Below are 11,493 nucleotides of genomic sequence, written 5' to 3'. Positions count from 1 at the left end.
AGCTCCTTGAAGTGATTTGGCGCGTTGCCAACTCTGCGGAGCCCTGGCGAACGCTTTAGCAGATGCCGATGAATCGACGGGGCACAATCGCCATGCGCTTGTGTTTGTCGCCCTGCAAGTTGTTCCGTAACTCGGCGACAATTTACATTCTATTCGAGCCGCGCCAATTCGTGCGCGCGCGTCCTGGTATTCACTCCCTGTCAGCTCCATGGTCACTCTGTTCCGCCTGCTTGCCCGCGTACCGATGCCCTTGATGCATCGGCTCGGCGCGTGGCTCGGCTGGATCGTCTGGTGGAGCGCGCCCGGCTACCGCCGCCGCTTCAGGGCCAACGCCGAAAGGGCGGGCTTCACGCCCGACCAATACCGCCCCGCCATCGCCGCTGCCGGCCAGATGGCCGCCGAGCTGCCGTGGCTCTGGCTGCGTCCCCAGGGCGAAAGCGTGCTGAAACGCGTGGTGCGCTGGGAAGGCGTCGAGGCCTTCGAGGCCGCCATGCAGGCGAAAAAGGGCGTGATCCTGGTGGCGCCGCATCTGGGCAGCTGGGAAATGTGCGGCCAAGCGATCGGCGAGCGCTTTCTCGCGGCCTACGGCCCGATCACGGCGCTGTTCCGTCCCGCGCGCAAGAAATGGATGGCCGAACTCATCGCCGCGGGCTCGCGCGACCGGCCCGGCCTGCAAACCCTGCCGACCAACAACACCGGCGTGCGCGGCCTGATCCGCACGCTGCGCAGCGGCGGCTACACCGGGATCCTGCCGGACCAGGTGCCGCCCGCGGGGCAGGGCGTCTGGGCGCCCTTTCTCGGCCGGCCGGCCTACACCATGACGCTGCTGCCGCGCCTCGCGCAGCAGACCGGCGCCGCCTGTTTCCTGAGCGTGTGCGAACGGCTGCCTCGCGGGGCGGGCTATGTCATTCGCTTCGAACCCATCGTGGGCACGGCGCTGACCGACCCCAAGGCCTCCATCGAAGATGCGGCCGCGGCGATGAACGACGGCATCGGCCGCCTGATCCACAGCCTGCCCGGCCAGTACGTGTGGGACTACGCGCGCTACAAGGAGCCGCGCGGCGATTCGGTCGTGGCGGCCACCGCAGACGGGGAGCAGGCACGATGAGTCTCGGATCAAGACTCGGCATCGGCTTCATGCGTGCGATTGCGCCGCTGCCCCTGCCGCTGGTGCGCGGCTTTGGCGCGCTGCTGGGCCGCGTGCTCCACACGGTCGCCGTGCCGCGCCGGCGTGTGGTCGACACCAATCTGGCGGTGTGCTTTCCCGGCAAAACCGAAGCCGAACGCCGCCGCATCGCGCGCGAAACCTTCGTCTATGTGGCGCAGTCGTGGCTCGACCGCAGCTGGCTCTGGCATGCGCCAGAAAAAGTGGTGGCCAGCCGGCTCAAGGTGGTGGGCTCGGCCCAGGAGATTCGCGAGATTGCCGATGGCGACGAGCCGATGATTCTGTTCGCGCCGCATTTCTACGGCCTCGATGCCGCAGCCACGGCGCTGACCATGCACACCGCCCGGCCTTCGGCCACCATCTACACGACCCAGCGCGATCCCATGGTCGACGACTGGATTCGCGAAGGCCGAACGCGCTTCGGCAACGTGGCGGCGCTCAACCGGGTCGCGGGCATCAAGCCGGTGCTCGGGGGCTTGCGCAAGGGCGGCCTCTTGTACTTGCTGCCCGACATGGATTTCGGCCGCGACCAGACGATCTTCGTGCCTTTTTATGGCGTTCAGGCGGCCACCGTGCCGTCGCTCTCGCGCTTCGCGCGGCTGGGCAAGGCCAAGGTGGTGCCGGTGGTGGCAAAGCTCACGCCCGGCGGCTACGAGATCGAGGTGAAAGCGGCCTGGCAGAACTTCCCGACCGACGACGTCGAGGCCGACACCGCGCTCATGAACCAGCGGCTGCAGGGCTACATCGACACGATGCCGTCCCAGTACTACTGGGTGCATCGCCGATTCAAGACGCGCCCCGAAGGCGACCCGTCGATCTATTGAAGCCCGAAGCCTCGTGGCGGCGGCCTCAGTTCCGCTGCAGGAAGGCCTCGATCTCGCGCGCCACCAGCTGCGGCTGCTCGTGCACGATCCAGTGCGTGGCGCCGGGCACCTTCTTGATCTCCAATTTCGGCACGTAGTCCTCCAGGCCCTCGAGCAGGCCCGGCAGCAGCGCCGCGTCGTCGAGCGCCCAGAAGACGAAGGTCGGCACCTCCACCGTGAGCCGTTCGCGCGGCAGCACCGGAATGCCGTCGACGGTCTGGCCCGGCAGCGGCGGCTTCATCGGCGTGACGCGGTAGAGATTGCAGGCGCCCGTGAGGCCCGCGCTCCACACCTCGCGGTACTGCTGCTTCACGCTGTCGGTCAGCCAGCCGAAGCCGTCGGGGCCGGCCTTCATCAAGGTGAAGAAGGGCCACATGCGCTTGAAGTCGTCGGCCGAGAGCAGGGCTTCGGCGTCGGGCCTGGCGAGAAAATTCATGTAGGCGCTGGCTTGCTGCTGCGCCGGGTTGTGGCGCAGTTCGCGCGTGAAGGTGCCGGGGTGCGGCGAATTGATGATGACCAGCCGGCCGACCTGCTGCGGAAATGCATTGGCGTAGCCCCAGCCGAAAGCGCCGCCCCAGTCGTGCGCCACCAGCGCGGCCATGGTGCCGTCGGCGCTTTCGGTGGCAACGAGCTGCTGGATGTCCTGGATCAGCAGATGGGCCTTGTATGCGGCCACCTCGGCCGGCGCGCTCGACTTCTCGAACCCGCGCAGGTTGGGCGCCACGCAGCGGTAGCCGCCGTGGGCCGGCTCGGCGAAGTATTCGAGCAGTTCGTCCCAGATGAACGCGGCCTCGGGGAAGCCGTGCAGGAACACCATCAGCGGCTGACCCGGCTTGCCGGTGGCCCGGCAGCTCAGCGTGGTGCCGTTGGGCAGGCCGCGTTGGAAAGTCTCGATCATGCTTCTTGTCTCCTTGTTGACTGCCGCGATTGCCTTGATAGTGAACTGCGCAGACGAGACGGCCGAAGCCAGCCCTTGCCTCAGGTGTCGTCTTGCGGCGCCGCCTCGGGCGGCTCCGGCGGTTCAGCCGGTGCGGTGCCGCCCTCGGGGTGCACCCAGCGCCACAGCAGCTCGGCCGCCTCTCCGACGCCTTGCTTCTTCAGCGCCGAGAACAGTTTGACCTCGCCGCCGCCGGCCTGGAGTCGCGTAATGGACAGCACCTTGGCGCCCTCGCTGCGGGTCAGCTTGTCCGACTTGGTCAGCAGAATGAGGAACTTGAGCCCCTGCTGCACGCGCGGGCGGATCACGTCGAGCAGGATCTCGTCGAGTTCGGTGAGGCCCTGGCGCGGGTCGCACATCAGCACCACGCCGCGCAGGCTTTCGCGCGTCATCAGGTAGTTGCCCATCACCCGCTGCCAGCGCAGCTTGGCTTCCTTCGGGACGGCGGCGTACCCGTAGCCGGGCAGGTCGGCCAGCACGGCATCGTCGACCTTCTGCTTGCCGACGCCGAAGAGATTGATGTGCTGCGTGCGGCCCGGCGTTTTCGAGGCAAAGGCCAGGCGCGTCTGCTGCGTGAGGGTGTTGATGGCGGTCGATTTGCCGGCATTCGAGCGGCCGACGAAGGCGATTTCGGGCAGGTCGACGGGGGGCAAATGCTCCAGCTGCGGGGCGCTGGTCACAAAGTGGGCGGTATGCAGCCAGCCCAGTGCCACGCGCTCGCGTTCGGCGACCTGCGGGTCGGCGGCAGGGGCTGCGCGGGGAGGATAAGCGGCGGACTTGGCGCGCGGGGAGGTCATCAATGAGCTTTCGGAACGGGCCGCCATTGTAGAATCGCGGGGTTTTGCGCCAATAAATCGAGCCCCCGATATGAAGTTGTTTGCCAATTTTCTGCTTGCAGCCCTCATGGGTGTCGCAGCCAGCGCGAGCCTTGCGGCCGACGAGCATGCCGCCGCACCGGCTGCACCCGCCGCGGCCAAACCGGCCAAGCCCGATCCCGCCAAGGGCGACACGGTGTTCAATTCCGCCGCCCAGGCCTGTGCCTCCTGCCACAACGCGGACGGCAACTCGGCCATTGCGGCCAACCCCAAGCTGGCGCAGCAGCACCCCGAGTACATCCTGAAGCAGCTGCAGGACTTCAAGTCCGGCAAGCGCAAGAGCCCCATCATGCAGCCCATGGCCGCGAAGCTGTCCGACGAGGATATGCGCAACATCGCCTGGTTCGTGGGCTCGAAGAAGGTCAAGACCGGCTTCTCCAAGGAGAAGGACACGGTGGCCCTGGGCGAAAAAATCTACCGCGGCGGCATTGCCGACCGCCAGATTCCGGCCTGCGCCGGCTGCCACAGCCCCAACGGCGCCGGCATGCCCGCGCAGTACCCGCGCCTGGGCGGCCAGCACGCCGACTACACGGTGGCACAGCTTGTTGCGTTCCGGGACAACGCGCGCCAGAACAGCGCCCCCATGACAGCCGTGGCCGCAAAGCTCAACGACCGTGAAATCAAGGCTGTTGCGGACTACATCGCCGGCCTGCGCTGACGCCACGCCCTTCAGCGTGAACTAACCGCCGATAAAAATCCCAAACAAAGGGCGGGCCGATCCAGCTGGATGGCCCGCCCTTTGCTTTTTCCCTATTTCTTTCTTCCCACCGACCGATGTCTGTCTCCACCCATGGCCTTCGCGTCCATCGCGGCCCGCAAGCGCTCCGCGCCGGGGTGGAGCTGTTCTCGTCGATGCGGTTCGCGATTGCGCTGCTCACCGTCATCTGCATCGCATCGATCATCGGCACCGTGCTCAAGCAGCACGAGTCGATCAACAACTACATCAACCAGTTCGGTCCGTTCTGGGCCGAGCTGTTCCGGGCGGCCAAGCTCGATTCCGTCTACAGCGCCTGGTGGTTTCTGCTGATATTGCTGTTCCTGGTGATCAGCACGTCGCTCTGCATCGCGCGCAACACGCCGCGCATTTTTGTGGACCTGAAGACCTTCAAGGAAAACATCCGCGCGCAGAGCCTCAAGGCTTTCGGCCAGCGCGCCGAAAACCAGCTTGCCGAGGAGCCGGCCGCAGCCGCCAATCGCATCGGCCAACTGCTCGTGAGCGGCGGCTGGAAGGTCAAGCTGCAGCAGCGGGAAGCCGCGGACGGCCAGGCCGGCATGGGCTGGATGGTCGCGGCGCGGGCGGGCGGCGCCCACAAGCTGGGCTACATCGCCGCGCACAGCGCGATCGTGCTGGTGTGCATCGGCGGGCTGCTCGACGGCGATCTCGTGGTGCGCGCGCAGACCTGGTTCAACGGCAAGAGCGTGTTCACCGGCGGCGGCATGATCGCCGACGTGCCGCCGCAGCACCGGCTCTCGCCTCGCAACCCGACCTTCCGCGGCAACATCCTGGTGCCCGAGGGCGGGCAGGGCAGCGTGGCCATCCTGCAGCAATCGGACGGCGTGCTGCTGCAGGAACTGCCGTTCTCGATCGAGCTCAAGAAGTTCATCGTCGACTACTACTCGACGGGCATGCCCAAGCTGTTTGCGAGCGAGGTGGTGCTGCACGACCGCGAGACCGGCGCCCAGGTGCCCGCGCGCATCGAGGTCAACCACCCGGCCAGCTACAAGGGCGTGGAAATCTACCAGTCGAGCTTCGACGACGGCGGCTCCAAGGTAAAGCTCAAGGCAGTGCCGATGTCGGCCGCGGCCAAGCCCTTCGAGGTAGACGGCATCATCGGCGGGCCGAGCACCGAAATTACCAATGGCCGCGAAAAGCTCACGCTCGAATATGCCGCGCTGCGCGTGATCAACGTCGAGAACTTTGCCGACGGCGGCGCGATGGGCAGCGGTGCCGACGTGCGCAAGGTCGATCTGCGCCACGACATCGAATCGCGCCTGGGCGCCGCCAACAAGACCAGCAAGCCGAAGGTGCTGCGCAACATCGGTCCGAGCATCGGCTACAAGCTGCGCGATGCCGCGGGGCAGGCGCGCGAGTACCAGAACTACATGGTGCCGGTCGACACCGGCGACGGGCAACCGGTGTTCCTGCTCGGCATGCGCGAGAAGCCCGAAGAGCCGTTCCGCTATCTGCGCGTGCCGGCCGACGAACAGGGCACCATGGACAGCTTCGTGCGCATGCGCACCTCGCTGGCCGATGCCGCGACCCGCACCCGCGCGGTCGAGCGCTACATCGCCAGGGCCGTGGATCCGAAGCGGCCCGAAATGGCCGAGCAGTTGAGCGTTTCGGCGGCGCGTGCGCTCGCGCTCTTCGCCGGCAGCGAGCGCGCCAAGGCCGATGCCACCACGCAGGGCGGCTGGCAGGCGATTGCCGAATTCATGGAGGCCAACGTGCCCGAGGCCGAACGCGAGCGCGCGGGCGCGGTGCTGGTGCGCATCCTGAACGACGTGCTGTTCGAAGTGCTCAACCTGAGCCGCGAAGGTGCCGGAATGGCCGCGCTGCCGAACGATGAGAAATCGCAGGCTTTTCTCACCCAGGCGGTGCTGGCCATCAGCGACGCGCATTTCTATCCGGCACCGGTCGCGATGATGATGACCGACTTCACCCAGGTGCAGGCCAGTGTGTTCCAGGTGGCGCGCGCGCCCGGCAAGAACGTGGTCTATCTGGGTTGCCTGTTGCTGATCGTCGGGATTTTTGCCATGCTGTACGTGCGCGAGCGCCGGCTCTGGGTGTGGCTGACACCCGATGGCGCGGGCCCAGGAGACAACACCACCACGGCCGCCACGATGGCTTTCTCGGTCAATCGCAAGACGATCGACAGCGACCGCGAGTTCGAGCACCTCAAGCACAAGCTGCTTGCCTTGAAAAAAGAAGGACCGGCGTCACCATGAACACCACCACCCTCACGCTTCACGAAAGCTGGTTTTCGCGCCGTAACCTGTTCGATTGGGTATTTGCGGCGCTGGTGCTGGCAGGCGGCCTGTTCGCCTTTGCGCGCCATGCGGGCTCGATGGACTCGTACGAGAAACCCATCCTCGCCGCAGCGATGATCTCCATCATTTCCATCGGCTGGTTCTGGCGCCCGCTGCGGGTGCTGGCCATCGTGGTGGCCGCGGCGTCGCTGCTGGCCATCAGCTCCTACCAGGGCGACCTGGCGCGCGCGGACACGGTGTTCTGGCTCAAGTACTTCCTGTCGAGCCAGTCGGCCATTCTCTGGATGAGCGTGCTGTTCTTCATGAGCACGCTGTTCTACTGGTTCGGTTTCTTCGGCGGCAAGCAGGGCGACACCTTCGACCTGATCGGTTCCCGCCTCGCCTGGGCCGCCATCACCATGGCGCTGATCGGCACCATGGTGCGCTGGTACGAAAGCCACCTGCTCGGGCCGGACATCGGCCACATCCCGGTCAGCAACCTGTACGAAGTGTTCGTGCTGTTCTGCTGGCTCACGACGGCTTTCTATTTGTACTTCGAATCGCGCTACGGCACGCGCACGCTTGGCGCGTTCGTCATGCTGGTGGTGAGCGCGGCGGTCGGCTTCCTGCTCTGGTACACGCTGGTGCGCAATGCGCACGAGATCCAGCCGTTGGTACCCGCGCTGCAAAGCTGGTGGATGAAGCTGCATGTGCCGGCCAACTTCATCGGCTACGGCACCTTCGCGCTCGCGGCCATGGTGGCGTTCGCTTATCTCATCAAGGAGCAGGCGAGCGAAACGCGCTGGTACAAGCTCACGCCGATCTGGCTCCTGGGCGTGGCGCTATGCTTCGTGCCGGTGGCGTTCCGCCAGCGCGTGCAGGAAGCCGGCGGCAGCTACTGGGTGATCTATGCGGGCATCTCCGCACTCATCGCGGCAGGCATTCTGCTCGGGCGCAAGCGCATTGCCGCGAGGCTGCCCGCCAACGAGGTGCTCGACGACGTGATGTACAAGTCGATCACCGTCGGTTTCGCGTTCTTCACCATTGCCACCGTGCTCGGCGCGCTGTGGGCGGCCGATGCCTGGGGCGGCTACTGGAGCTGGGACCCGAAGGAAACCTGGGCCCTGATCGTCTGGCTCAACTACGCGGCCTGGCTGCACATGCGGCTGGTCAAGGGTTTGCGCGGCACCGTGGCGGCCTGGTGGGCGCTGGGCGGCCTCGCGGTCACCACCTTTGCCTTCCTGGGCGTGAACATGTTCCTGAGCGGACTGCACAGCTACGGCACCCTGTAGGCGCCGGCGGCGGGCTTTTCGCGAAGAATTGAAACCACGCGCAGCGATTGCGCGTAACCGAATCAGGGAATTGCACGAACTACCCTGAGCACAACGATTCACGCGAAAGGCCATCACCATGTCGTTCCACTCCCGCCCGCACGGGCGCAGCAGCGGTTTCATCCATCCGCTCTCGAGCGAGATCACGCCGCGCGCTGTCTACGAGAGTCGGCGCGATCTGCTGAAGCTGATGGCCGGCGGCGCGGCCGGTGCCGCGCTGGCGAGCTTTGCCGGGCGCGAGGCCTTCGCCCAGGCGACGGGGCCCCACAAGCTGGCGCTGCTTCCGGGCGCGAAGTCCGTCGTGCCAGGTGCGCAAACGATGGAAAAGCTCACCGACTACAAGGACGCGACGAGCTACAACAACTTCTACGAGTTCGGCACCGACAAGGGCGACCCGGTCAAGAACGCCGGCACGCTCAAGACCCGTCCCTGGACCGTGGAGGTCGAGGGCCTGGTCAAGAAGCCCGGCAAGTACGGCATCGAAGACCTGCTCAAGCTCAGCGCGCAGGAAGAGCGCATCTACCGCCTGCGCTGCGTCGAAGGCTGGTCGATGGTCATTCCGTGGGTGGGCTATTCGCTCGCCGAACTCATCAAGAAGGTCGAGCCGCAGGGCAATGCCAAGTACGTCGAATTCGTGACCCTGGCCGACCCCAAGACCATGCCCTTCGTGGGCTCGCGCGTGCTCGACTGGCCGTACACCGAAGGCCTGCGCATGGACGAGGCTATGCATCCGCTCACGCTGCTGGCCTTCGGCATGTACGGCGAAGTGCTGCCCAACCAGAACGGCGCGCCGGTGCGTCTCGTGGTGCCATGGAAATACGGCTTCAAGTCGGCTAAGTCGATCGTGAAGATCCGCTTCGTCGAGAAAGAACCGAGCACGGCCTGGAACAAGGCCGCGGCGCAGGAATACGGCTTCTATTCGAACGTCAACCCGAACGTCGACCATCCGCGCTGGAGCCAGGCCACCGAGCGCCGCATCGGCGACGGCGGCGGGCTCTTCGCCAAGCGCAACAAGACGCTGATGTTCAACGGCTACGAAGCGCAGGTCGGCCAGCTTTATGCGGGCATGGACCTGAAGAAGAACTATTGAGCCGGCCCCGCCATCGGCCTTGCCCATGAACAAGCTGCTCGTGCATCCGGCGGCCAAGCCGGTCGTCTTCCTGCTGTGTCTGCTGCCGTTCGCGTGGCTGACCTACGGCGCGTTCACGGACGGGCTGGGCGCAAACCCGGCCGAGTTCCTGATTCGCGCCACCGGCGACTGGACCTTGCGCTTCATCTGCATCGTGCTGGCCGTGACGCCGCTGCGCGTGATGACCAAGGCCAATGCGCTCGCGCGCTTTCGCCGCATGCTGGGGCTGTTCGCATACTTCTACGTGGTGGTGCACCTGCTGTGCTACAGCTGGTTCGACATGGGCTTCGAATGGAGCGACATTGCCAAGGACATTGCGAAGCGGCCATTCATCCTGGTCGGGTTCTCCGCCTTCGTGCTGCTGACGCCGCTGGCCGCCACCTCGTTCAACCGCGCGATCAAGGCGCTGGGCGCGAAGCGCTGGCAGATGCTGCACAAGCTGGTCTACCTGATCGCGGGCCTTGGGTTGCTGCACTTCTTCTGGATGCGCGCGGGCAAGAACAACTTCGCCGAGGTGTTCGTCTATGCCGCGATCGTCGCGGTGCTGCTCGGATGGCGTGTGTGGCACTACGCGAGCAAGCGCAAGCCGAAGGAGACCGCGGGCGTGCGCGGCGGCAGCGAGAAGTCGCTGCGCAGCAGCGCAGGCTGACTCCTTCGCTGACCGACGCGGATCAGCCCTCGATCCGCTCGCTGCGCAGCTGGTCTTCCATCGTTTCGCGGCGGCGGATCAGCGTGGCGCTTTGGCCGCTCACCAGCACTTCGGCGGCTCGGCCGCGCGTGTTGTAGTTGCTGGCCATGCTCATGCAGTACGCGCCGGCCGACAGCACGGCCAGCAGGTCGCCGGCCACCACGTTGAGCGCGCGGTCGCGGCCGATCCAGTCGCCGCTTTCGCAAACCGGGCCGACCACGTCGTAGACCGGCGCGTTGCCGGCGCGGATCCGCAGCGGCACGATCTTCTGGAAGGCCTGGTACATCGCGGGCCGCGGCAGGTCGTTCATTGCCGCATCGACGATGCAGAAATTCTTGTCTTCGCCGGGCTTGGTGTAGAGCACCTCGGTCACGCACACGCCCGCATTGCCGACCAGTGAACGGCCGGGCTCGATCACGAGCTTGCGCTGCCCGAAGCCGCGGGCGTCGAGCTTGGCGAGCAGCTGCTGCCAGAGCGCATCGGCCTTGGGGGGCACTTCGCCGTTGTAGTCGATGCCCAGGCCGCCGCCGAAGTCCAGATGATGGATCGGCACGCCGGCCACCTCGATGGCCTCGACCAGATCGAGCACCCGGTCGCAGGCGTCCAGGTAGGGCGAGGCTTCGGTGATCTGCGAACCGATGTGGCAGTCGATGCCGACCACCTCGAGCCCCGGTAGCTTCGCCGCGTGGCGGTAGGCCTCGACCGCCCGGTCATGGGCAATGCCGAACTTGTTGCCCTTGAGGCCCGTGGAGATGTAGGGATGCGTCTTCGGATCGACGTTCGGATTGATGCGGATGCTGATGGGCGCGCGGCGCCCTTCGGCCAGTGCCACTTCGTTGAGCACGTCGAGCTCGGCTTCGCTTTCGACGTTGAAGCAGGCAATGCCCGCCGCGAGCGCCTGCCGCATTTCGGCCCGGGTCTTGCCCACGCCCGAGAAGATGATCTTGGCCGGATCGGCGCCCACCGCCAGCACGCGCGCCAATTCGCCGCCTGAAACGATGTCGAATCCGCAGCCCGCCTCGGCGAACACGCGCAGCACGCCGAGCGACGAATTGGCCTTCATCGCGTAGCAGATCAGGGCATCCCGGCCTTCGAAGCCGCGCTGGTAGGCCGCCAGCGCGTCGAGCATCCATTGCTTCGAATAAACGAACAGTGGCGTGCCGTGTTCGCGCGCCAGCGCATCGAGGCTCAGGCCTTCGACGTGGAGCGCGTCGTCGCGGTGCGCGACATGGGGGTGGCCGGGGAGGAGGGGAGCGTTCGTCACTTCGGCACTCCGGGGCTCGCGGCGTCGCCGCCTGCAGCCGGCGCGCTGCTGGCCGCAGCAGGCTTGGGCGCTGCTTCCGCATCGGAAGCGCGCGGGCCGCCGGGCGTGAGCAGCTGCGGCAAGGTGGCACGCTGGGCGGCTGCCGGATCGGTCGGAAGATAGAGCGGCCCACGCTGCCCGCAAGCGGCCAAGCCGGCCACCGTGGCAGCCAGGCAGACCATGAGCGCAGCGCGGCTGGGAGCGCTCACTAGAATTTGACGAACATTCAACATAG

At 66.3% G+C, this 11,493-nt stretch carries 11 protein-coding genes; 7 read left to right on the top strand and 4 right to left on the bottom strand.

What is annotated here, in order from left to right; all coding sequences use genetic code 11:
• The first annotated feature begins 208 nt into the window (after positions 1–208).
• Positions 209–1,108, top strand: coding sequence for a lysophospholipid acyltransferase family protein (locus QFZ42_RS19535; RefSeq protein WP_307702548.1), 900 nt, complete (start codon positions 209–211; stop codon positions 1,106–1,108).
• Complete coding sequence (locus QFZ42_RS19530) at positions 1,105–1,989, top strand: LpxL/LpxP family acyltransferase (protein WP_307702547.1); 885 nt, start codon at positions 1,105–1,107, stop codon at positions 1,987–1,989. Before QFZ42_RS19535 ends, QFZ42_RS19530 begins: the two co-directional genes overlap by 4 nt.
• 25 nt (positions 1,990–2,014) lie before the next feature.
• Here QFZ42_RS19530 and QFZ42_RS19525 read toward each other — a convergent pair whose 3' ends face one another.
• Both QFZ42_RS19525 and yihA read right to left on the bottom strand, forming a co-directional pair.
• Positions 2,015–2,926, bottom strand: coding sequence for an alpha/beta fold hydrolase (locus QFZ42_RS19525; RefSeq protein WP_307702546.1), 912 nt, complete (start codon positions 2,924–2,926; stop codon positions 2,015–2,017).
• An 80-nt stretch (positions 2,927–3,006) separates the two neighbouring features.
• Complete coding sequence (yihA, locus tag QFZ42_RS19520) at positions 3,007–3,762, bottom strand: ribosome biogenesis GTP-binding protein YihA/YsxC (RefSeq protein WP_307702545.1); 756 nt, start codon at positions 3,760–3,762, stop codon at positions 3,007–3,009.
• A 70-nt stretch (positions 3,763–3,832) separates the two neighbouring features.
• Here yihA and QFZ42_RS19515 point away from each other — a divergent pair, with 70 nt between their 5' ends.
• From QFZ42_RS19515 to QFZ42_RS19495, 5 genes are all read left to right on the top strand, one after another.
• The gene (locus QFZ42_RS19515; protein ID WP_307702544.1) at positions 3,833–4,498 is read left to right on the top strand and encodes a c-type cytochrome; all 666 of its coding nucleotides are present in this window, start codon (positions 3,833–3,835) and stop codon (positions 4,496–4,498) included.
• Positions 4,499–4,614: 116 nt separating this feature from the next.
• Positions 4,615–6,786 carry a cytochrome c biogenesis protein ResB gene (locus tag QFZ42_RS19510; protein WP_307702543.1) on the top strand — a complete coding sequence of 724 codons (2,172 nt, stop codon included), beginning with the start codon at positions 4,615–4,617 and terminating at the stop codon, positions 6,784–6,786.
• Complete coding sequence (ccsB, locus tag QFZ42_RS19505) at positions 6,783–8,099, top strand: c-type cytochrome biogenesis protein CcsB (RefSeq protein ID WP_307702542.1); 1,317 nt, start codon at positions 6,783–6,785, stop codon at positions 8,097–8,099. Before QFZ42_RS19510 ends, ccsB begins: the two co-directional genes overlap by 4 nt.
• Positions 8,100–8,217: 118 nt before the next feature.
• The gene (gene msrP, locus QFZ42_RS19500) at positions 8,218–9,228 is read left to right on the top strand and encodes a protein-methionine-sulfoxide reductase catalytic subunit MsrP (RefSeq protein ID WP_307702541.1); all 1,011 of its coding nucleotides are present in this window, start codon (positions 8,218–8,220) and stop codon (positions 9,226–9,228) included.
• A 25-nt stretch (positions 9,229–9,253) separates the two neighbouring features.
• Positions 9,254–9,916 (top strand): sulfite oxidase heme-binding subunit YedZ, encoded by a 663-nt coding sequence (locus tag QFZ42_RS19495; RefSeq protein ID WP_307702540.1) that lies wholly within the window; start codon positions 9,254–9,256, stop codon positions 9,914–9,916.
• A 22-nt stretch (positions 9,917–9,938) separates the two neighbouring features.
• Here the strand turns inward: QFZ42_RS19495 and lysA are convergent, their stop codons facing one another.
• Both lysA and lptM read right to left on the bottom strand, forming a co-directional pair.
• On the bottom strand, positions 9,939–11,219 hold the full coding sequence (gene lysA, locus QFZ42_RS19490; RefSeq protein WP_307702539.1) for a diaminopimelate decarboxylase: 1,281 nt from the start codon (positions 11,217–11,219) through the stop codon (positions 9,939–9,941).
• On the bottom strand, positions 11,216–11,491 hold the full coding sequence (gene lptM, locus QFZ42_RS19485) for an LPS translocon maturation chaperone LptM (RefSeq protein WP_307702538.1): 276 nt from the start codon (positions 11,489–11,491) through the stop codon (positions 11,216–11,218). The genes lysA and lptM overlap by 4 nt, the downstream gene beginning before the upstream one ends.
• Positions 11,492–11,493 lie beyond the last annotated feature (2 nt).

This window comes from Variovorax paradoxus (genome assembly GCF_030815855.1).
In the GTDB taxonomy this organism is placed as follows: Bacteria; Pseudomonadota; Gammaproteobacteria; order Burkholderiales; family Burkholderiaceae_C; genus Variovorax; species Variovorax paradoxus_M.
Note: the sequence above shows the minus strand (reverse complement) of the source record. Positions and strands in the feature narration are given on the sequence as shown.